General features: G+C 50.7%; 22 protein-coding genes and 1 riboswitch. Of the genes, 14 read left to right on the forward strand and 8 right to left on the reverse strand.

The genetic code is table 11. The features are described from left to right. Position 1 precedes the first annotated feature (1 nt). Positions 2–904 (forward strand): ABC transporter ATP-binding protein, encoded by a 903-nt coding sequence (locus NST26_RS02040; RefSeq protein WP_340956410.1) that lies wholly within the window; start codon positions 2–4, stop codon positions 902–904. Further along, complete coding sequence (locus NST26_RS02045) at positions 897–2,186, forward strand: ABC transporter permease (RefSeq protein WP_036722184.1); 1,290 nt, start codon at positions 897–899, stop codon at positions 2,184–2,186. The genes NST26_RS02040 and NST26_RS02045 overlap by 8 nt, the downstream gene beginning before the upstream one ends. A 93-nt stretch (positions 2,187–2,279) precedes the next feature. Here NST26_RS02045 and NST26_RS02050 read toward each other — a convergent pair whose 3' ends face one another. Further along, positions 2,280–2,891 (reverse strand): TetR/AcrR family transcriptional regulator, encoded by a 612-nt coding sequence (locus NST26_RS02050; RefSeq protein WP_200869499.1) that lies wholly within the window; start codon positions 2,889–2,891, stop codon positions 2,280–2,282. Positions 2,892–3,057: 166 nt separating this feature from the next. Between NST26_RS02050 and NST26_RS02055 the strand changes: the two genes are divergently transcribed. The 3 genes from NST26_RS02055 to NST26_RS02065 all read left to right on the forward strand — a co-directional run bounded on the left by NST26_RS02055 (position 3,058) and on the right by NST26_RS02065 (position 5,795). After that, positions 3,058–4,059, forward strand: coding sequence for an NADP-dependent oxidoreductase (locus NST26_RS02055; RefSeq protein ID WP_339312556.1), 1,002 nt, complete (start codon positions 3,058–3,060; stop codon positions 4,057–4,059). 139 nt (positions 4,060–4,198) lie between these two features. Further along, positions 4,199–4,897: an SDR family oxidoreductase gene (locus NST26_RS02060; RefSeq protein ID WP_036722186.1), complete on the forward strand. Its 699-nt coding sequence runs from the start codon at positions 4,199–4,201 to the stop codon at positions 4,895–4,897. A 418-nt stretch (positions 4,898–5,315) separates the two neighbouring features. Beyond that, on the forward strand, positions 5,316–5,795 hold the full coding sequence (locus tag NST26_RS02065) for a hypothetical protein (RefSeq protein WP_340978371.1): 480 nt from the start codon (positions 5,316–5,318) through the stop codon (positions 5,793–5,795). A gap of 66 nt (positions 5,796–5,861) precedes the next feature. Here NST26_RS02065 and NST26_RS02070 read toward each other — a convergent pair whose 3' ends face one another. Next, positions 5,862–6,746, reverse strand: a complete 885-nt coding sequence (locus tag NST26_RS02070) for an AraC family transcriptional regulator (RefSeq protein WP_063830864.1) — start codon at positions 6,744–6,746, stop codon at positions 5,862–5,864. Between the two features lie 148 nt (positions 6,747–6,894). Between NST26_RS02070 and NST26_RS02075 the strand changes: the two genes are divergently transcribed. After that, complete coding sequence (locus tag NST26_RS02075) at positions 6,895–8,553, forward strand: family 43 glycosylhydrolase (RefSeq protein ID WP_340978373.1); 1,659 nt, start codon at positions 6,895–6,897, stop codon at positions 8,551–8,553. 114 nt (positions 8,554–8,667) lie between these two features. Next, a complete protein-coding gene (locus tag NST26_RS02080) occupies positions 8,668–8,865 on the forward strand; it encodes a hypothetical protein (RefSeq protein WP_340978375.1) in 198 nt (65 codons plus the stop codon). Positions 8,866–9,124: 259 nt separating this feature from the next. Here NST26_RS02080 and NST26_RS02085 read toward each other — a convergent pair whose 3' ends face one another. From NST26_RS02085 to ytxJ, 4 genes are all read right to left on the reverse strand, one after another. Then, positions 9,125–9,691, reverse strand: coding sequence for a type II toxin-antitoxin system PemK/MazF family toxin (locus NST26_RS02085; protein WP_209877930.1), 567 nt, complete (start codon positions 9,689–9,691; stop codon positions 9,125–9,127). A 208-nt stretch (positions 9,692–9,899) separates the two neighbouring features. Next, on the reverse strand, positions 9,900–10,355 hold the full coding sequence (locus NST26_RS02090; RefSeq protein WP_209877928.1) for a hypothetical protein: 456 nt from the start codon (positions 10,353–10,355) through the stop codon (positions 9,900–9,902). A gap of 134 nt (positions 10,356–10,489) precedes the next feature. Continuing rightward, positions 10,490–10,659: riboswitch (cyclic di-AMP (ydaO/yuaA leader) on the reverse strand. Between the two features lie 308 nt (positions 10,660–10,967). After that, the gene (locus NST26_RS02095; RefSeq protein ID WP_036722203.1) at positions 10,968–11,210 is read right to left on the reverse strand and encodes a glutaredoxin family protein; all 243 of its coding nucleotides are present in this window, start codon (positions 11,208–11,210) and stop codon (positions 10,968–10,970) included. Further along, the gene (ytxJ, locus tag NST26_RS02100; protein WP_036722206.1) at positions 11,207–11,533 is read right to left on the reverse strand and encodes a bacillithiol system redox-active protein YtxJ; all 327 of its coding nucleotides are present in this window, start codon (positions 11,531–11,533) and stop codon (positions 11,207–11,209) included. The genes NST26_RS02095 and ytxJ overlap by 4 nt, the downstream gene beginning before the upstream one ends. A gap of 227 nt (positions 11,534–11,760) precedes the next feature. Between ytxJ and NST26_RS02105 the strand changes: the two genes are divergently transcribed. Together NST26_RS02105 and NST26_RS02110 are read left to right on the forward strand one after the other, a co-directional pair. Beyond that, positions 11,761–12,483 carry an SDR family NAD(P)-dependent oxidoreductase gene (locus NST26_RS02105; RefSeq protein WP_076083811.1) on the forward strand — a complete coding sequence of 241 codons (723 nt, stop codon included), beginning with the start codon at positions 11,761–11,763 and terminating at the stop codon, positions 12,481–12,483. Between the two features lie 49 nt (positions 12,484–12,532). Further along, positions 12,533–13,168, forward strand: a complete 636-nt coding sequence (locus NST26_RS02110) for a ThuA domain-containing protein (RefSeq protein WP_340978377.1) — start codon at positions 12,533–12,535, stop codon at positions 13,166–13,168. Between the two features lie 97 nt (positions 13,169–13,265). Here the strand turns inward: NST26_RS02110 and NST26_RS02115 are convergent, their stop codons facing one another. Then, a complete protein-coding gene (locus NST26_RS02115) occupies positions 13,266–14,165 on the reverse strand; it encodes a CHAD domain-containing protein (RefSeq protein ID WP_340978378.1) in 900 nt (299 codons plus the stop codon). A 223-nt stretch (positions 14,166–14,388) separates the two neighbouring features. Here NST26_RS02115 and NST26_RS02120 point away from each other — a divergent pair, with 223 nt between their 5' ends. Then, positions 14,389–15,294 (forward strand): lipoate--protein ligase family protein, encoded by a 906-nt coding sequence (locus NST26_RS02120; protein WP_340978380.1) that lies wholly within the window; start codon positions 14,389–14,391, stop codon positions 15,292–15,294. 642 nt (positions 15,295–15,936) lie between these two features. Here NST26_RS02120 and NST26_RS02125 read toward each other — a convergent pair. Continuing rightward, a complete protein-coding gene (locus tag NST26_RS02125) occupies positions 15,937–16,719 on the reverse strand; it encodes a carbon-nitrogen family hydrolase (protein WP_339253295.1) in 783 nt (260 codons plus the stop codon). A 108-nt stretch (positions 16,720–16,827) separates the two neighbouring features. Between NST26_RS02125 and NST26_RS02130 the strand changes: the two genes are divergently transcribed. The 4 genes from NST26_RS02130 to NST26_RS02145 all read left to right on the forward strand — a co-directional run bounded on the left by NST26_RS02130 (position 16,828) and on the right by NST26_RS02145 (position 20,181). After that, positions 16,828–17,256, forward strand: a complete 429-nt coding sequence (locus NST26_RS02130; protein WP_051477777.1) for a MarR family winged helix-turn-helix transcriptional regulator — start codon at positions 16,828–16,830, stop codon at positions 17,254–17,256. Between the two features lie 41 nt (positions 17,257–17,297). Further along, positions 17,298–17,933 carry a nitroreductase family protein gene (locus NST26_RS02135; RefSeq protein ID WP_155991204.1) on the forward strand — a complete coding sequence of 212 codons (636 nt, stop codon included), beginning with the start codon at positions 17,298–17,300 and terminating at the stop codon, positions 17,931–17,933. 37 nt (positions 17,934–17,970) lie between these two features. Further along, positions 17,971–18,267 carry a putative quinol monooxygenase gene (locus tag NST26_RS02140; protein WP_076083848.1) on the forward strand — a complete coding sequence of 99 codons (297 nt, stop codon included), beginning with the start codon at positions 17,971–17,973 and terminating at the stop codon, positions 18,265–18,267. Positions 18,268–18,552: 285 nt separating this feature from the next. Beyond that, positions 18,553–20,181 (forward strand): phospholipase D-like domain-containing protein, encoded by a 1,629-nt coding sequence (locus NST26_RS02145; protein ID WP_340978382.1) that lies wholly within the window; start codon positions 18,553–18,555, stop codon positions 20,179–20,181. Positions 20,182–20,229 lie beyond the last annotated feature (48 nt).

The following is a 20,229-nucleotide window of genomic DNA, read 5'->3' on the forward strand; positions in this document are numbered from 1 at the left end:
AATGGAAGCATTGCAGTTGAAGCAGGTAGTGAAGCAGTACGGTGAGAAGACGGCAGTCAACCGAATCAGTCTAAAGGTGGAGCAAGGCGAGATTTACGGTCTGCTGGGTGCCAACGGCGCTGGCAAAACAACGACCATGCGCATGGTGCTCGGCCTGATCTATCCCGACGAAGGGAGCATCCTGTATAACGGCAAGCCGTATAGTAAGGAGCTTCAGCATCTGATGGGCTATCTGCCGGAAGAACGGGGATTATATCCGAAGGTCAAGGTAAGCGATCAGATTATCTATCTGGCTCAGCTGCGCGGGATGTCCGCGAGTGAAGCGGATAAGAGCCTGAAGTACTGGCTGGAGCGCTTCGATGTACCGGAATATTACAATAAGAAGATTGAAGAGCTGTCCAAGGGAAATCAGCAAAAGATGGGCTTCGTCGCCGCTGTGGTCCATAAGCCGAAGATTCTGATCCTGGATGAAGCCTTCAGCGGCCTCGATCCGGTCAATGTGGAGCTGCTGAAGGATACCGTCAGAGAGATGCGGGATCTGGGAACGAGCATTCTGTTCTCTACGCACCGCATGGAGCATGTTGAGGAATTATGCCGGAATATCACGATTCTTGACCGCTCGAACACCGTGGTTCAGGGAGATATCCGTGAGATCAAGAAGGGGTATCCGCGGGAAGAAGTTGTACTGCGCACCGCCGGGGAAGTGAACGGACTTGCCGAGCTTGCCGGAGTTACCGGAGTGCAGCGGCAGGAGCGCGGGTATGTTTTAACCATCAGTGACCTGGGAGCCGCACAGCGCATTCTTCAACTGGCTGTGGCTCAGGGCGAGGTCGAGCATTTCGAGATTAAGGAACCGACGCTAAACCAAATCTTTATCAGAGCGGTGGGTGAATCCAATGAATAAAATGGCAACCATTATCGGCTTCACATTCAAGAATAAGGTAAGAACGAAATCCTTCATGATTACCACCTTAATTCTGGTGCTTCTGCTTAGTATCGGGATGAATATCCCTTATCTGATCAAAGTGTTCAACGGAGAAGACGGGGCCAAGGACGCGACACAGATCGGAGTCGTTGCCCAGCAGGGCTTCCGGCCTGCCGAGCTGCTGCTCGCTTATACTCCGCCGGCTGAAGCCGAAGATAAAGTCGTATTTACCGCTTATCCTTCCGCAGATGATGCAACCCTTAAGAAGGGGCTGGAGGATGAGAAGATTGAGGGGTATCTTACCTTTGCCGACAAGGGCAGTGTAGGGGTGCCTCCGGTAACGTATCACAGCAAAGACGGAGACATCAGCAGCAAGCTTAGAACGAATCTGCAAGCCGCTCTGCAGCAGGTGAATACCGGCCTGATTGTCGGCGATAAGCTGACCGAGAGCCAGGTGGCGGCGATCTTCGCTCCGGTGTCGATTGATAGCGCGCAGCTAAGTACTGACGGGGCTGCGGGTGGCGTAGACCAGGATCAGGACAAACCGATTATCAACTATGTCATTGTCTATATCCTGCTGATTCTGTTCTTCATGTCGGTGATGATGACCGGCAACATGATCTCGGCCGAGATTACGTCGGAGAAAAGCTCGCGCATTATGGAGATTCTCATCACCAGCGCCTCGCCACTAACCCAGATGTTCGGCAAGGTCATCGGAATCTTCCTCGTCGGTCTGATGCAGATCGCCATTATCTCGGCTGCCATCGCCGTCAACCTGATGCTGCCGCATAATTCCACGATCCTGAGCGATTTCGATCTGAATCTGGGACAGCTTAATGTCAGCATGATTGTCTATGGCTTCATCCTGTATATCCTGGGGTACTTCCTGTACGCCCTGATGTATGCCGCTGTCGGCTCCATTGTCAGCCGGACAGAGGATCTGGGGCAGGCCGTGATGCCGGTCATGATGCTGGGCTTCGTCAGCTTCTATCTGCCGCTGTTCAGCATCTCGAACCCGGATACGCTGCTGGTGAAGGTAGCGAGCTTCGTACCATTCACCTCTTCGCTCAGCCTGCTGCTGCGGATCGGGGTCGGGGAGGTCGCCTTCTGGGAGATCATGGTCTCGCTGGCGATCCTGCTGGCTACAACCTTCCTCTTCGGCTGGCTCGCCGCCAAGATCTACCGCACCGGCGTCCTGATGTACGGCAAGCGCCCTAGCATCAAAGAGATCAGAAAAGCGATGAAGGCTTATAAAATTTAGGATTTGACGGAAGTAGTGTGATGGATTTCTCGCAGGGAGCAGTTACCTCAGGTAACTGCTCCCTGTTGTATATTCAGCCATCCCCTCCAGGATTCAAACCCCTTGTTTGATTAAACTCCAGAGGCGTTCAAACCGTTCTTGGTAGTCTGGTGAATTCCAGGATCCTTTAAAAGAGGGGAGACTAAACACTGCAAACGCAGATAGAATGGCCTCTGCCCGTTCAAATTGAGGATCATGATATTCCATGAAACCATCAATGATTTGATAAGAATCCCAAAGCACATCACGTAATACCAATGGATTACTGTCCACATATTGTGTATTCAAGGCGAACATTTGGGGATTCTCATTATAAGCGCGTTTTTTGGCATTAACAAATGCCCATAGCCAATCGTGGAGCACTTCCTGCGGGGAGGCTGAATTAGTCATGTTTATACGGATTTGTTCTGAAATCATCCGGTTGAACCAGCCTTTAGCTACTGCCGCCCACAGTTCTTGTTTGTTTTTGAAATGTTTATAGAGTGCAGCGTGGGTGATGTTCAATTCATCCGCTATTTGAGAGAGCGTCACCTCAGATTTTTCCGTACGCTCAATTAATGTCTCGGCAGTTTCAATAATAAGCTCCTGTGTGATTTTAGCCATTTGTTGTGGCAGGTGAATGGGGGAGTGCAGGCACTTACGATTAACCCCCCAGTGTAACACCATGCTGCCAACCCTTCTTTCGTTAATTAATAATATCCACTTATAGTTTAGCATGAAAAAACAAAGTAACAAATGTTGACTTTTGTAACTTCTAGTCTTATGCTTGGTGTGCAAGTTACAAATCATCGTAAATGTTACTTAGGATCTTGCGGATAGGAGGGTATTAATTATGAAGGCGGCACAGATCACCAAATATTCCAAACCGTTTCAAGTTGAAGTGCGCGATATTCCAGTCCCGGAAATAAGTGATTACGAAGTTTTGGTTAAAGTAAAGGCGGCGGCGGTTAACCACTTGGAGCTGCTCATCGCTACCGGAAGCGTGAAGTTAATCCAGGACTATGAGTTCCCCTTGACCCTTGGTAACGAACTCACAGGTGTTGTTGAGAAGATGGGTAAGAAAGTCGCTGGCTTCAAAGTAGGTGATGCCATTTACTCCCGCCTGCCGCTGCGAAAAATTGGAGCATTTGCCGAATATGCGGCGGTTCATGTAGAGGCTATGGCTCACTTGCCGGGTAATCTGGATTTTGTAACCGGTGCGGCTGCGCCTTTAACGGGATTGACAGCCTATCAAAGCCTGCATGAAGAGTTAGCTGCCAAAGCTGGCGAAAGAGTGTTCATTCCAGGGGGCTCTGGTTCATTTGGCCAAATGGCGATTCCTATCGCTAAAAGCATGGGGCTGAAGGTCATCGTCAGTGGAAGTCCACAGGCGCGCGAACGTACAATGGCCGCGGGAGCAGATCAATACATTGATTACAAGGCGGAGAACTACTGGGAACGACTTCGTGATCTTGACTATGTGATTGATACCTTGGGCCCCGGTGAATTTGAGCGCGAACTCTCCATTATTAGACCAGGCGGCCATCTTCTTTCTCTACGGACCGGACCAAACAAACGATTCGCCAAAACTATGGGCTTGGTAGGTTGGAAGCAAAAACTATTCAGTATTGCTGGTGCTAAGTATGATCACAAAGCCAAGAAGAAGAAGATTGAATATCATTTTGTGTTTGTACGCAGTGATGGAGAACAATTACGGCAAATCACAAAAATCATTGAAGAGAACCAAATTATACCCGCGGTAGACGCCCGGGAGTTCCACATTGAAGATATTAATGAAGCTCTAAATCTGGTTGCTACAGGTCACCCCCAAGGGAAAGTGGTTATCCGATTTTAAATATTATATAATTATTTACCGATCGTTCTCAATATGTTATATTGAATTTATAGGACATCACTGCATGATGAGATTAGGTTATTATATCTTCTCCTGTGCATTTTCTAGAACGATCATTCTCATATAGGGAGCGAATACAATGAACATTTCTGAACAAGTGGCATTGGTTACTGGAGCAAACCGGGGGCTTGGCCGCCAGCTTACGCTTGAACTTCTAGCTAGAGGGGCTAAGGTCTACGCGGGAGCAAGAAATCCGGAAACTCTGGATATTCCAGGAGTTACACCTGTAAAGCTTGATGTTACCAACCCTCAAGAGGTAGCGGCAGCAGCCAGCCAGGCTAAGGATGTTACGATTCTGATCAACAATGCAGGATCATCTACAGGCGCTTCTTTGCTGGAAGGGGATGTGGAGCAGATCCAGCTGGAATTGAATACGCATTTCTTCGGTACGTTATCCATGGTTCGCGCTTTTGCACCGGTCATCGAGAATAACGGGGGAGGATCGGTTCTGAATATTCTTTCCGCATTATCCTGGTTTAGTGGCGGAGCTGCGGGTGCCTACACGGCGGCAAAGGCTGCAGCATGGGCGCTGACGAACGATCTTCGTTTGAATCTGTATCCCCGTCATATTAGAGTAGCAGGCTTACATGTGGGTTATATGGAGACAGACATGACGGCCGGCCTGGATGCTCCCAAATCAAACCCTTCAGATATTGCGAAAATAGCTATTGACGGCATAGCAGCCGGCAGCTTCGAAATTCTTGCCGACGATACCAGCCGTATGATCCAAGCCGGACTTGCAGGCGGCGTGTCCGCCCTCTACCCGAATCTGTCCTAATCCCAATATTACGCAGTAGCAGCGGCGCAGAAAGAACGGGCTTCCATATTTCACCTGGAACACCTCTTGGAGGGATTCAAGGCGGAGAAGGCCTTGGCTAAAGGAAAAGTATACAGGAATCCCGATGATGACCAATCTGGTCAACCATCGGGATTTTTGTTCTAAATAAGTAGTTTGCTAGAGAAGTATTAAAAATTATCTGATGTATTATCGTCGCAAAAATCATGTATGACATCCTCAGCATCGTAAAGAGACACTTCAAGGTTGATTCACTTGATATTTTTTCCAAGCGATTGATTAAGGATAGGAATGTGCAAGTCTGTCGGCAGAGCAAATTAAGGAGCTTCGTAAAGAATATCCTTTATCCACCGGCTCTCCTGTAAATGTTGATTTGCGGGATTTAACATTCGAGGAGGTATTGGATCATACGGACACGTTCATAGTTGCTGAAGTCATTCAGCAACTGCCGGATTTCAGCGTGGATCTGATAACTGAACCTGGAACTCCAGAGGGTAATTTAGCGGAGAAATTGAAGGATTCCGGTCTGGAGCCTTACAAGCCTATGTTTACCTCTTTTCAAGTTAATGTAGATCAAGTAGTTACTGGTGAAGAGGTTGAAGGGACCTTTAACCTGATTTATGACTCTGAGTTCAAGGGGATTGAACCAGAACTTAAGCCGGGAATGAAGATCGTCGCTGCAATCAAAAAAGGGGTAGGGGAAGAGCAAAAAGGAAGCTACTCTTTCACCCGTTATGGGACATATTATGTAGTTGATGGTGACTATGTTCTATCTGCATTCCAGGGACAGAGCGAAGAGATGAAAGCTTTCTCCAGGGATACCAACGGTTACAAGCTGAATCATCTCATTGCTGAGATTAAAGAGCTGAAGGAGAATTAAATAACGATAACTTATTGGCATAACAACAAAACACCCATCCGCCCCATAAAGGCAGATGGGTGTTTGCTATACACAATTATTTTTACGATAGTCGGAGGGGTTGATTCCTGTCCATCTTTTAAATTGTCTGCTGAAGTGAGAGAGGTTCTTGTAGCCTAAACGACTTGAAATCTCATTTAAAGATATCCTGGGCTGCTGTAGTAGTATTTTGGCTTCCTGCAGCTTTAAGTCGGATAGATAGGTGCGGGGCGACATTTTATATATTTTTTGAAATACCTCTAATCCATAGTTGGGGCTGATCCCAAGCGAAGCAATGATGGGCTGGATGTGAATGGTGTAATCTGAATTTCCCTGGGTGCAATTTTTCTTAAAAGCCCTCTTGATGGCTTCGGCAATTTCTTTGGCATACTTTGCAGTGGTCATGGATTCGTTAGCATGTATCCCCGTCTGTACCGGCTGGCTATCTACAAGCACCTCCAATAACTCGAACAAGACCATTTGTGCTTTTAGCTTTGCTTTGGTGAACGACAACTCAGGCTCATGCAGAATATCGATCCATTTTTGAAGGCATTTTTTCAGCTGGCTATGATACAAATGGGAGGGCTTATAGACCCAGTCACAGTTCTTCATAATTCTCATCCGTAAGGAAGGCTCGTCTATATCAAAATGAGCGCAGAAATAGGTCATCGATGTAGCGGAAATGCATTTATTCGTATGCTCGAACCCAGGCGGAATCAGCAGAATATCATCACTGTTCACAATGAATGGTTCATGATCTATCCTAGTCTCTTGAGCCCCATCCAGCACAATTAGAATCTCAAAGGCATGATGGGATTCTGTAGTCATGCTCCAATCGGCAGGAACGGTTTGTGTATGTGCGCCAAAAAAGCGTATATTCCAATCAATGCGCGGCAGCAGCAGCGTCTGTGCACCTGTGAGATAGCTATTCATATGTTCCAATTTGCAGCACCTGCCTTTGATTTGGGTAAATCTAGCCGTAATCATCCCATCGCATAAATACGTTAGTAGTTATTATAATATACATAGACAACAGGAAAAGGGTAAATAATATGGCTAAACAGCGAAGGGAAGCAGAGAAATGACGAAGATTAATAATCCTATTATCCCTGGAATGGCACCAGATCCCTCTATTATTAGAGTGGATGATATGTATTATATTGCGACATCCACGTTTCATTGGAATCCCGGCGTTCAAATTTTCAAATCAACCGATTTAGCCCATTGGACGCTGACTGCCTCCGTATTAAATAAAGGTGAAGTGAATTTAAGAGGCACAAATACTCCAGCCGGAATCTGGGCACCGCATCTATCCTATGATTCTAGGGCGAACCGGTACTGGTTAGCCTATTCGCATATGTTGAACATGGCAGGCCGTGAATTCAACTCGGATTCGTATGCCATGTGGGCAGAAGATATCCACGGACCCTGGTCGGAGCCCATCTATCTGACATCCATAGGCTTCGATCCGGCGCTCTTCCACGATGAAGATGGCAAGCACTATGTGTCCATTCTTGAATGGGAGACCCGTGAAGGGTATCAGGCGCCTGGACATATTGTGATCGCTGAATTTGATTTGAATGAGGGTAAGCTGGTTGGACATTGGCACCGGGTGACGCAAGGCTTCACCAGCCGCGGCTGTGCTGAAGCACCGCAAATTTATAAGTATAAAGATAAATACTATCTTTTATTAGCTGCGGGCGGAACGGGTTATGCTCATGGCGTAGAGGTGGGACGTTCGGAGAATATTTTTGGTCCCTATGAACCGCATCCGTCGGGAGAGCCGATCATCACCTCCTCGCCGCGCCATCTATTTTCACTTGGCAATCCGGATGCCGGGCATTTTGAGATGTATAATCCAAGTTCAATTATGCAAAAAGCAGGTCACGGCTCATTAGTGCAAACTCAAACAGGCGAATGGTATATTGCTCATCTCATGTCACGGCCTGTGGAAGGAACGCTCTTAAATCCATTAGGCCGTGAAACCTCTATTCAAAAAATGCATTGGACAGAGGATGGCTGGCTGGAAATGAAGGATGGATCGAATGTAGCGAAAATGGAAGTTGAGGGGATGACAGGTGTTGAATTAGAGGCCGATGGAATCTCTCATGACGTATTTGATGATTTTAATCAGGAGAAATATGATCTTCATTTTCTGACTCCATACCGGGACCAGCAAGCGGCATGGGTGAATACGGTTGAACGTCCGGGTTACTTACGCATTCATGGAGAGAATTCTTTGTTCTCGCAGATCCATCCGGCGATTATGGCCACACGCGCAACTTCCCTTCATTATGAAGTTCAAACCAAGGTGGAATTTCATCCCGATCACTACTCGGAAACGGCCGGTCTGGGGCTATACTATGATTCGAATAATTGGCTGTACGTTCACTTGACCCACTCCGAATCAGAGGGTACCGTTCTATACGTACTTCAGGCCAAGCTGGGGCAACGCATTGAGCTGGTCCACCATTACATTCCAGTCCCTGAAGACACAGCGGAGCTCAAGATTATCTATCATTCAGGCATCGCGAGTATCCTTTACCGTTTCGGGGATAACGGGGATTGGCAAGCTTTTGTAGAAAACATTGATGTACTCTATCTGTCGGATGAAGGCGTGAACGGGGAGCCAGGGGAGATTGGCGGATTTACAGGCTTGTTCAATTTCATCGGTTCCGTTGATGCCCACCAGCATGACTCCTTCGCTGATTTTGACTACTATGGAGTGAAGAATTACTAGCCAAGGACGCCATACGTTCTTCCGCCTGGGTGTGCCCGGAGCCGTGGTGAACTGGTGAAAACGCCGGAGATGGTGTACCTTAGTAGTATTAGTCTTTAGGAGTGGTGAAGTGTTGTGAAGAAAAGTAGACAAACCCCCGTGCTGGTCGCGGCCTCGATCCTGCTGATTATTATCAGCAGCCTGATCCCGTCGGATCAATCGGCTTGGCTGGGGGCGTTACAGACCCTTCTGCTGGGAGCCGGCCTGCTCGGCTGCTGTATGGCTTTTTGGCGGTTTGCCAAGGGCGGCAAGGGTGGGAAGGGCAAGAGCTGAGTTCGATGTACTGAACGGCTGACAAAAACAGGATTCTATGTTTTGGAGTAAGCAGAAGATTATTCTTAATTTATGGAGAAGACAAGGCCCCTGATGCAAGCATCAGGGGCCTTAAGGACTCCTCAAGGGAATCAGTGTATGTTTACTGCTAATTGCAATGGGTTCCTAGCTAGTTATAAAGCCGAAACCAGTGTTGTTGGTACAGTACATTATTATATTACGGAATAGTATATAATGCAACAAAAAATGAAAAATAGGCTTAACGATTAGTCCGGTTTAATCCTTTGGTAGTGAACCTTTGTTTAATTTTATCATATAATCGGCGTAATTCTGGAGTAGGAACAAAAATAATCTGATCTCCAGATCGTACGGGTGCACTAATTCGTATTTTGCTAATGGCTCTAATTTGGCTAACTGTAGCAATACTTTTAGTGTCAGCGGGGTACCTACTTAAGGCATTAATACCAGGAATAACACCTAAATCTACATCATTAAAGTGAACAGCTTTCGTTGGTTTAGAAGATCCTAAAGGCACTACAACAACAATAGGTGAAGTTTTAGCGTTGTCTTCAACCACTACGGCATAATGGCTGCCGCCATGTTCAGAGCCTGGGTTATATCCGAGCTCAATAGACACAATGGATCCAGCTTCATACTTTATGGTATCCGTTACAGGATTAAAGGTTTGTTCCTTGATCAAATAATCGCTGTATAGCTTTAGCCATTCGGTAATTAGGGTTTGTTGTTTAGAATTTAGTGATTGAACTACATTCTTCAAATTTTCTAGTGTGTGATCAAGATCTGATTTAGCTTGTCCATTCGTCAAATGATTACCCCCATTAAGTATGTATTTCCAACAATTTCAATAATAAAAGTATTGGGAAAGAAAGTCATCACTGTTCTGCGTATCAGAGAAAAACAAAAAAAGCCCTGCCGCAATCAATGCAAACAGAGGCTGTTATATTTGAAACCAATTCCGCCACGTCCAACTCATTCCGCGGTACTAATTCCTATATCCCGCGTTATTCCCAGTCTCAACCCGCCGAAGGGCGGTGCACAGCAGGCAGTGCTGAATGGGCGGCTGCCATCTGTTCGCGTATTCCTCTGAGCCGGGCCTTGAGCTCGGGGATGCTGCACTCCAGAATCTGGCTGATGTCGGACAGGGGGAGCTGGATGCCGTACCATAAGGCACTGGCAACGTGATCGTCCCAGCTCAGCGGCGCAGAAGCGCAGCGGCTGCGGTCGTGGGCGAGCATGGCACACTGGCGGATGCACTCTCTGTAGGCAGCCGCAGCAGCGGCGTCCCCTGAGAGGCGGCCCTTCAGCCATAGTGGATGGAGTGCAACGAAGGTGGCGGTTGCAGCTTGTTCGGCGCGGACGCCTTGCTCCAGCAGCAGGCAGCTAAGCGCATAGACGGGACCGCTATATTGCTGGGTGTAGTGGTTGAATCCGGCAGCGGCGGTTAGTTTGGGCGATAAGGGGTCAGGCATGTGGTCACGTTCCTTCCTGAATCTATACTGTGCAGTTCATTACAGCGCGCAAAAAACCGCAGGTAGAGGAGGACCTCTGCCTGCGGTTGTGGGTAACAGGCTTAAGACGCCTGGCACAAAAGCGTGGCGGATCAGGGCTCTCTCTTGGCGCTTACGAGGTTAGCTGTCGGATTCGGACGGTGAGAGTCGCCCTACCTGCCGGAGACCTGCGCGTAGCATTCTCCTTCGGATTCACCCCAAGTCGGCCTGACGGCCGGATGGTTCCCCCGTTTTCCACATGACGGAAATTCAGCGTGCATGCATATGCTCATTTTCATGAATGCATTCATTTGCTTTCAACACGAATCATACTCTCTTCAGAGGGGGTTTGTAAAAATGGAAAAGAGTGCTATTCGCCTTATTTTCAGCAAATGGCTGAATGGCTGTGCATAGGGAAGCCAAAACACCTATATGTAGCAGATTATCTGCCATTTATCTCGCTCAAGCGCTGTTTTTTATTTTTGGCAGACGGCGGTGGGGAAGAAGGGTTCTCCATGTATCGTTGCCGCCTACCTCGATGAATCGCAAAAAAAAGGCGCTGCTCCTGTTGAGAGGACAGCACCTTTGCGTATATTACAGAACAGCAGCATCCATAAGCTCCTGAAGCTCAGGGAGATTGAAGCCCTTGACCGCCCGGTCCCCGGATACGGTGACTGGAATGCCCATGAAGCCCAGCTTCTCCACTTCCTCCTGATAGACGGAGCTGGTCATCACATCCCGGACCTCGAAGGGAATGCCCTTGCTCTCCAGCAGCTGTTTGACCTGATTGCACTCGCCGCAGCCGGAGGTTGAATAGACAATTACGTTCGCGCTCATTGTTCCACTGCTTCCTTTATCGCTTTTTGGGTAATCTTCCAGTGTGAGGTGTTCCAGCGGACTTCGCTGTCCTCCAGCAGGAAAATTTGCGGGGATTCATGCTTGATCCCGAAATCCTCAGCAATCTGATTGGAGACAGGACGGTCTTCGATCACATGGACCACGGCTGCAGGAGTATCTGAATGCTGTGTATAGGCCTGGAACTCCTCGTTGGCCTTGGCGCTGATCGGGCAGGTGGTGCTGTGCTTGAAGAGCAGTTTTTTGCCAGGCTGCCCGATATATTGCTCTAATTCTTCCTTAGTGTGGATTTGTTGAATAGACATCGTAGGATCACCTTCCTGGGTAAGAGTTAATGAAACCTGTTGTCAACAATTGTGTTGTTAACAACTATTAATCATGATTGTAGCATAGTTCAAAATTAAAGCAAAAGTAAAGTTCTGCTTAGCCTGCCCTCCCTTGCAGGATGTTGTTAACGGCCTGCAGCCATGCTAATGTGAGAGGGATGGACCTAGGCTCGTAGCATAATTATGCAGATAGGAGGGGGGAGCTCATGAAAAGGGTTGCCTGTGTTACCGGTGCTGACCGTGGACTGGGATTATGCCTCGTTCGTTCTCTTTTGGAGAGTAAATACATGGTGTTTGCCGGACAGTATTTGCCGGACCCTGCGCTACTTGAAGCTTTGAAAGCGCAATACCCGGATAGCCTGAAGCTGGTTCCTCTTGATATCGGCAGTGCAGGGAGCGTAAAGGAGGCCGCGCGGAGTATTGCCGGAAGTACAGGGCACCTTGATATGATTATCAATAACGCAGGGATTATCCACAAGTCTGATGATGCAACAGTGCTCGTGGATATGGATGATGAAGCGATGGCGGAGATTTATAACGTGAACACGCTGGGTGCGCTGAGGGTGAGCAATGCATTGATGGGCTTACTGCTGCAAGGCCGCCAGCGTCTGGTGGTTAATATCTCGTCGGAGGCCGGAAGCATCGGGCGGAACAAGCGGATCAATATGTATGGCTACTGTATGTCGAAGGCGGCGCTTAATATGCAGTCTTCGCTGCTGCACAATCACCTGCGTGCGATGGGCGGACAAGTGCTGGTCTTCCATCCCGGCTGGCTGCAGACCTATATGAACGGCGAGAAGGATGCAGAGGCGCCTGTAACTCCTGAAGAATCAGCAGGCAAGATTATGACGATCGTTCATAACCACAAGATGTATCTGGCCGAAGAACCGGCTTATATCGATCTGGACGGCAATCTCTGGCCCTGGTGACACGAACATTCAGGACAGGCTAACTTGGCAAAAGAGAGGTGTGTGTAGCATGTCTTCATACAAAGCATTGGCGTTCGGCAGCTATACCGAAGTGAAATATCATCCCTTCGAAGGGGTAGACCGTGAGCTGGAGCAGCTCCTTGAGCCGGAGCTTCAGGTGGTCTCTACGGAGGATTACGGACGGATGAACCAGGCAGAACTGGCAGAATGCAGGCTTGTGATCTCCTATACGGAATTCTCCGAGGAGCAGTTACCCGCTGCGCAGAGCGGAGCCCTGCTTGCTTATGTGGCTGGCGGCGGCGGGCTGCTTGTCGTGCATAACGGCATATCTCTGCAGCGTAATCAGGAGCTTGGGGCGATGCTCGGTGCCCGGTTCACCCATCATCCGGCGTTCACGACGCTTCAGATGAAGGTGACTGCGCCGGAGCACCCGATTATGGAGGGGATCTCTGATTTTGTGATCGAGGACGAGCCTTACTATTTCGAGAAGCATCCCCACTTCGAGACAACGGTGCTGGCCGAATATCCTCATGACGGAGCGATGAGACCGGCGGCATGGTGCCATACCTTCGGCGAAGGCCGGGTGGTCTATCTGATGCCTGGGCACCATCTGCCTTCCTTCTCTTCAGAGCCGCTGCGCCGGATGATCCGCAGAGGCGGATTATGGGCTGCCGGAATGCTATAGTACGTGACGTTTATGATAAAAGGCAGGATACCGCTTGGATAACATGCGGCGTCCTGCCTTTGTGTATAGGATGTATGGGATGATCAGCTATGATGCCCTATTTTGGGGGCTTAGCCTCAGCAACAGGGACAACCCCGTTCTGATGAAGAGCCTCCAGTACCTCTGCCCGCAGCGTATCGGTGAAGGCAGCCCAGACTTTTTTGCCGACATCCAGCTCTTCGCGTCCAATCGATTGCAGCGTCTCAAGCCATACCCGCTTGTCATTAATGAGTCCGAGCTGGTCCTGGATGTCCTTATAGAAGGCTTCATGGGCATGGAATTTCTGATCCAGCGCAAAATCAGCCGCATTCGCCGTATACCGCAGTTCCTTGGCGGCGATTCGCAGCTCATGAAGAGCTTCGAAGGCTTCTTTTGATTCAGCTTGAGGACCCTTGAATAAGGTCTTGCAAGCTTTTTTCTTCTGTTCAAAGGCGACTTCAAGCTCGCGCATGGCGACATTGGCGTCTTTTTTGGCAGCGAGGGGCTCTAGCCCTGTCTCGATAAAAGGTGTCCACAGCACTTCGAGCGCTTGGCCGGACAGCTTGGGCAGTGCCTTCCTCAGCTTCTTGCGGGCGGCCTTCCGTGTATCCTTCTGGTGTTCGATTACCGCCTTCAGCAGCTTGGCAGTCTTCTTATCACCAGCAGCCTTCGCTGCCTTGCGCCGGGCTTCAAACGACCCGATCAGCACATCTGCATCACGGACTCTGCCGAGCTTCTTCTGGGCCTGCTTGAAGCTGTCATACAAGTCTGCCGTTGCAGTATGGCCCGGATCAAGAATGGACAACAGGGTCAGCAGCTTGCGGCTATTGACTCTGGCCTGATGAATATCCTCATCGTTGAACTCTTTGCGAGCATCCTTGCTGTAGTCCTGAAAATTGATGTACAGCTTGCTCATGGCCTGTTCCCATTGCCTGAATTTGCCTAGTTGCCTGTCTTTTGCCTGTGGTTCGGTTGTCATGCAGCATCACTCCTAGAGGTTGTGTATAGCATGAGCTTATGCGCGAATCTTATGGCTGGTATATTCTTCTTCACTACATTAAGGATAACGGGTTCGCTTCGCTATTACAAATCTGTAAGGGGATACACTGCCGGTTATACGGTGCGGGGAGAGATCGGTTACAATGTGAATAGTTAACGGAGTTAAGATTGGCCAGGACTTATAGATAGAAAGGGGAATCAGCATGCGGAGTGAACCTTATGATGTACTGGAGAGCGGGGCGGCGGGAAGGCTGCCGGAGGAGATGATCCTCTTCACGCATACCGGCGGTGAAGCAGGGAAAGAAGGGGAAGAGGCATCTGCGGAGGATATGCTGATTCCGTTTGCTTTTGAAGAGGTGCTGTGCCGTGATGTCGGGGCCGGTAAGGTCCCGCCGGTGCTGCATCTCTGGAGCCATCCCGGCGGAGTGGCGCTGGGGCTGCGGGACAGCAAGCTGCCCCGCGCAGCAGAGGCGATGCAGGCGCTGGAGCAGCAGGGCATCCGTACGGCAGTCCGCCATTCGGGCGGCGCTGCGGTGCCGCTGGATGCGGGAGTGATCAACGTGTCCCTGCTGCTTCCGAAGCCTGCGGGCAAGCTGGACTTCCACGATGATTTCCGGCTGCTGGCTTCGGTGATTACTGAAGCGGTAGCTGCGGGCCATCCGCAGGCAGCGGCGCAGATCCGGGCAGAAGAAGTCACCGGGTCGTATTGCCCCGGTGACTTCGACCTGGCGATCGGCGGCCGCAAGTTCTGCGGCATTGCCCAGCGCAGACAGAGCAACGCGTACTTCGTCCACGCGTTCGTGATTGTGTCCGGCACGGGGCTCGCGCGCGGAGAGTGCATCCGCCGCTTCTATCAGGATGCAGCGGACGGCGATGCTTCCCTGGACTATCCGCGCGTGCGGCCGGAGACCATCGCCGCGCTCGCGGAGCTTGGCGGCCCGTCTTCGGCGGCCGAATTCACTGCGGGTATCCGGCAGGCGCTTGCCGGCCGGGGAACCCGCCTGCTGCCGGCGGAGCTGCTGCAGCAGGCGACGGGCTACAGCCTGCGGTACAGCGACCCGCAGGTGCTTGAAGCAGCGCGTATGCTGCGCGAGAGGTACGCCCGCTGAAGCGGGCGGCTACTGGCGGCAGCGACGGGTGGCCAAATGTATGCGGAAAACAACATACAATGTGCAGGCTGGAGTATGCGCGGGCCGAATGTATGCGAAAAACAACATACAATGTGCAGGCTGGGGTGTGCACGGGCCGAATGTATGTGAAAAACAGCATACAATGTGCAGGCTGGGGTGTGCGCGGGCCGAATGTATGCGGAAAACAGCATACAATATGCAGGCTGGGGTGTGCGCGGGCCAAATGTATGCGGAAAACAACATACAATGTGCAGGCTGGGGTGTGCGCGGCCGAATGTATGTGAAAAACAGCATACATTCTGCAGGTTGAGGGCGCACGAGGGAGTACAGGCGAAATGTAGTCGAAAAACCGAACACAATGGGCCAGATGAGGGAGCGCAGGCGAAATGTAGTCGAAAAACCGAACACGATGGGCCTGACGAGGGAGCGCAGGCCAAATGTATGCGAATAACCGACTACAATGTGCAAGCGAAGGGTGTTCGGGCCAAATGTAGTCGAAAAACCGACTACAATGTGCACGCGCGAGGGTGAGCGGGCCTGAGGCAGTCCAAGAGGCTGATTGCGGGGGCAAGAGATGCCGCCCCCCTGCGATCAGCCTCTACATATGCCCTGCCGCCCCTACTACCTATACAACTCCGGACGCCGGTCCGCGAAGACCGGGATCTGCCCCCGTACCTCCCGGACCCGGGCGAGGTCAAGCTCGCCGCGGAGGATCTCTTCGCCCCCGGAGGCCTCGCTGACAATCTCGCCCCAAGGATCGATGATCAGGGAATGTCCAGCGAAGGTATTCGCCGGATCTGCCCCTGCCCGGTTACATGCTACAACGTAGCACTGGTTCTCAATCGCCCGGCTGATCAACAGCGCGCGCCAGTGAGAGAGGCGGGGCAGCGGCCATTCGGCGCTGATGAACAAGATCTCCGCCCCTCCGGCCATATGGACGCGGACCCATTCAGGGAACCGGATGTCATAGCAGATCAGCCCGGCACAGAGAATGCCTTCCAGCGTGAACAGTCCTTTCGCACCGCCGGGCTGGAGGTAGAGATGCTCCTCCATCAGCTTGAACAGATGCAGCTTGCTATACTCCCCGGTGCACGCCCCGCTGCGGTCAAAGACATACATACTGTTCGTAACGCCGCCGTTCTCCTGCCTGACGGCAATGGAGCCGGCAACGATATTCACGCCGTATTCCCGGGCCAAACCTGACATTAAGGCACCCGTGGTATGTCCGCCGGGATCTGCGATTTCGCCCAGCCGGGTCAGGTCATATCCCGTTGTCCATAGCTCGGGAAGAATGATGCAGTCTGGACTGCCGGCGGCAGCCTCACGAATTTTGCGCTCGGCGGCAGCATAATTCACCTCCGGTTTGCCAAATGCTATATCGAGCTGAATCAGGGCTATTTTCATACTGGCAGCCTCCTCCAAAAATTATTAGTTGACGGGTCAATGAATTGGGTGTAAAGTATGTTTTGTCGAAAAGGTTTTGCACAATTTATTTGCGTGAGGGGGTTAATTTTGAGCGAAGTTCAGCCCGATGAACATAAGATCTTCGAACTGCTACAGGCCCTGCACAAAGAAATCGGCCCCAAATTCGAGCGCTGCGCCGGCATGACTCCGACCCGCTTCAGGCTGCTGCAAGAGTTGTACCGGATTTCCGAGATCAGTCAGATTTCCCTGCAAAAGCTTCTGGAAATCGATGCAGCAGCGGTTACCCGCCACTTAAAAGGACTTGAAGAGAACGGGATGATCGCCCGCCGCAATAATCCAGCCGATAATCGGGTGACTCTCGTCTCCCTGACTGGTCAAGGCCGTGAGCATATCAATGCCTACCGGGAGAACAAGACCGAGTTCATCAGCGATCTGCTGAACGGATTCAATGAACAGGAGCGCACTGTGCTCGCAGAGATGCTTACCCGGCTGCAATATAACATTAATTTACTGTAGCCGGAAACAATAATCAAACCATTTTAAAGGAGCAAATTATCATGAACACTACCAAAAACAATGATTACATCAGCATTATTACAGGACGCCGCTCTATCCGCAAATATGATTCATCCGTCAAAATCAGCAAAGAGGAAATGACAGAGATTCTTACTGAAGCCACGCTGGCGCCTTCCTCCGTGAATATGCAGCCTTGGCGTTTTGTGATCATCGAAAGCCCGGAAGCCAAAGCTAAGCTGGCCCCTATTGCCAAGTTCAACCAGACTCAGGTTGAAACCTCCGCAGCGGTGATTGCCGTATTCGGTGATATGAATAACTTCGATTACGCTGAACAAATCTACGGAACGGCTGTAGAACGCGGACTTATGCCTGCCGAGGTCAAAGAAAGACAGCTGGCCGCCCTGGGCGCCCACTTCGCCAAGCTGCCCGCAGATGTGAACAGAGAGACCGTGATGATTGACGCCGGTCTGGTCTCCATGCAATTGATGCTGTCCGCCCGCGCACACGGGTATGACACCAATCCGATCGGCGGATTTGAAAAGGATCAGATCGCTGAAATGTTCGGTCTGGACAAAGAACGCTACATTCCGGTCATGCTGATTTCGATCGGCAAAGCACTGGAAGAGGGCTACGCCTCCGTCCGTCTGCCTATTGACACGATTGCCCAGTGGAAATAATACTCTATACCCATGAAATTCTAGGAGGAATATCCAAATGATTATTATCCATGCGCTGCTTCATGTGAATCCTGCACGGGAGGAAGAGTTCCTGGCCACAGCGAAGCCGCTGATTGCCGCCACACACGAAGAAGAAGGGAACCTGTCCTACGAGCTGTATAAGCATGCAGCAGACGGAAGTCTCTATATTATGGTTGAGACCTGGCGTGACCAGGCCGCCGTTGCCGCTCACAACACAAGCCCTCACTTCACCGGCTTCGCCGCCAAAGCGGGAGAGTTCCTGACCGCACCGCTTGATGTTAAGGTGTATAGCGCTGAGGAATTGAGCAAATAATTACGTTATCAAGTGATTAACCCTATACAATCTGGAATCCCGGGATGCTCCGGCAGTCTAATGACTGCTGCGGCATCCTTTTTTTAAGAGAATAATTTATATGTTTTGGGGTCCCCGCAAAGTTTTTGAGTCATCATCGAAGCTAAGGCCCCACTTTGTGGGATTATTTTGATAGGTGCCATGCCGTTTATAAAACGTACAAGCCGGGTATCTTACCTTACCCTTACTTGGCTTGTCATTTGCTGACGAAGCAAGGCGGGGAAGAACGAAGGAGATGAAGACAGCATGACTAATCTACATAATAATCACCGGTTAACCTCAATCCCTGCTGCTGCCGAGCAGGACGGGCAGCTTCAGCAGGATCTCATAGATTACGTGAATTATCATATTTCGGGCGGCTCCCTGGCCTCGCTTACCGAAGGGGCGGAGGAGGCTGAGCCGGCGTTAACCCCTCTTTTGCAAAATGATACCGCACGCGCTTACCGGCAGGAGTGCGGTGGCGTCATAACCGATATGAAGCAACTCGGGCAACTGCCGGGTATAAGCCAGGAATGGCTTAATCAGCTCGCGGATACAGTAGCAGGACTCGATTCCGGTAAGCTCAGGGCTCTGGCCCCGCAGACCACCCGGCATAACCGGGTAGATCCTTATGTGAACGGGCCGCAATGTCTGGACATGCTGCTCGGCGAGATCGGCAAGGCTGAGCGTTATATTCATCTGTCCGTGATGCTGTTCTTCAATGACCATTCAGGGAACCTTATCGCTAGTGAGCTGCTTCATGCACTTGAGCGCGGAGTAGAGGTTAGAATCATGGTGAATTATACGGTCACTGCGCTAGGATACGGCCAGAACCTGGAGGTGGGGCAATTCTCCAAGATTGCCGGGCGTCTGGAGCAGGCAGGTGCGAGGCTCCTGGATACCTTCCACTCCTATTACGGTGCAGAGGAATGGGCTGCGAAGCGCAAGGTGCTGAAGTCACAGGGCGTGCCTGAGAGCATCCTTTTTCTGCAGGATAAGGTTCAGGAGGATGTGGAGGTGACCGGGCTGAATGTGATTGACCACCGCAAATTCATGATTATAGACGGAATAACTTCCGTTATCGGCAGTCTGAATATCGGGGACCAGTATACGTTCGCCTCCCCCATTCAGGAAGCCCCGGATCAGCAGGTGGATGGACGTCCGCTCGGTATCCCCGCGAAGGAAGAGGAGTGGCATGACGGCTGCTTCCGCATTCAGGGGGCTGTGGCCCAGTCGCTGAACGCTGTTTTTCACTCCAGGTGGCTGCTGCTCGGGGGAGATCACTTTGACCTGGCGTCACCCTTCTATCGTCCTGCGGTGGACTATGCGTTCGGGGAGGAGGAGTGCACGCTCTTCGCGAGCTTTCCCGGCAACCCGGTGAATCTGATTCAGCAATATATTCTGGATGTGATCACCTATGCGGCCGATGAGACTCTTATTGTGAATCCGTATCTGATCGATCAGGCCTTCTGGGACCGGCTGGGTGAAGTGGGAGCGGAGCGCGCCTGCCATCTTACCATCTGCAATCCGCTGGAGATTAATGACCATCCGACGAACCGGGCGGCGGTGCGCAGCAACATGTACGTTCCCTTTTGTAACGGCGTATCCTTCTATGATTATAGTGCGACTGAACGCTTCTCCCACTGGAAAATCATCTACGACCACAGAGCGCAGGCGGTATTTCACGGCTCTTATAATATTAATGAACGGAGTGCCTGCCATGATTACGAGCTGGGCCTGCTGGTGAAGGGCAGAAGCCTCGCGGAGAAGGTGAAGCGCATGATTGATTATGACCTCAGCGTCTCCCGCAAAGTTACCGACAAACACGAGTTCTTCAAGCATCCCTGGCTGCATCCCAGCACGTATCTGAACAAAGCAACGCAGAATTACACCTGATATCCTCTCCGGCGCCCTGTCATGTATAATGACGTTATACCAATGAAC

Origin of the sequence: Paenibacillus sp. FSL R7-0128, from assembly GCF_038002245.1 — a bacterium.
Taxonomy (GTDB): Bacteria; Bacillota; Bacilli; order Paenibacillales; family Paenibacillaceae; genus Paenibacillus_AQ; species Paenibacillus_AQ silagei.

Coding starts and splice junctions, on each gene's coding strand:
- NST26_RS02090 (WP_209877928.1), bottom strand. CDS start 10,355: ATGCCTGACCCCTTATCGCCCAAACTAACCGCCGCTGCCGGATTCAAC.
- NST26_RS02060 (WP_036722186.1), top strand. CDS start 4,199: ATGAACATTTCTGAACAAGTGGCATTGGTTACTGGAGCAAACCGGGGG.
- NST26_RS02135 (WP_155991204.1), top strand. CDS start 17,298: ATGAACACTACCAAAAACAATGATTACATCAGCATTATTACAGGACGC.
- NST26_RS02125 (WP_339253295.1), bottom strand. CDS start 16,719: ATGAAAATAGCCCTGATTCAGCTCGATATAGCATTTGGCAAACCGGAG.
- NST26_RS02075 (WP_340978373.1), top strand. CDS start 6,895: ATGACGAAGATTAATAATCCTATTATCCCTGGAATGGCACCAGATCCC.
- ytxJ (WP_036722206.1), bottom strand. CDS start 11,533: ATGTCTATTCAACAAATCCACACTAAGGAAGAATTAGAGCAATATATC.
- NST26_RS02145 (WP_340978382.1), top strand. CDS start 18,553: ATGACTAATCTACATAATAATCACCGGTTAACCTCAATCCCTGCTGCT.
- NST26_RS02040 (WP_340956410.1), top strand. CDS start 2: ATGGAAGCATTGCAGTTGAAGCAGGTAGTGAAGCAGTACGGTGAGAAG.
- NST26_RS02055 (WP_339312556.1), top strand. CDS start 3,058: ATGAAGGCGGCACAGATCACCAAATATTCCAAACCGTTTCAAGTTGAA.
- NST26_RS02095 (WP_036722203.1), bottom strand. CDS start 11,210: ATGAGCGCGAACGTAATTGTCTATTCAACCTCCGGCTGCGGCGAGTGC.
- NST26_RS02050 (WP_200869499.1), bottom strand. CDS start 2,891: ATGGTGTTACACTGGGGGGTTAATCGTAAGTGCCTGCACTCCCCCATT.
- NST26_RS02140 (WP_076083848.1), top strand. CDS start 17,971: ATGATTATTATCCATGCGCTGCTTCATGTGAATCCTGCACGGGAGGAA.
- NST26_RS02120 (WP_340978380.1), top strand. CDS start 14,389: ATGCGGAGTGAACCTTATGATGTACTGGAGAGCGGGGCGGCGGGAAGG.
- NST26_RS02045 (WP_036722184.1), top strand. CDS start 897: ATGAATAAAATGGCAACCATTATCGGCTTCACATTCAAGAATAAGGTA.
- NST26_RS02070 (WP_063830864.1), bottom strand. CDS start 6,746: ATGAATAGCTATCTCACAGGTGCACAGACGCTGCTGCTGCCGCGCATT.
- NST26_RS02110 (WP_340978377.1), top strand. CDS start 12,533: ATGTCTTCATACAAAGCATTGGCGTTCGGCAGCTATACCGAAGTGAAA.
- NST26_RS02105 (WP_076083811.1), top strand. CDS start 11,761: ATGAAAAGGGTTGCCTGTGTTACCGGTGCTGACCGTGGACTGGGATTA.
- NST26_RS02115 (WP_340978378.1), bottom strand. CDS start 14,165: ATGACAACCGAACCACAGGCAAAAGACAGGCAACTAGGCAAATTCAGG.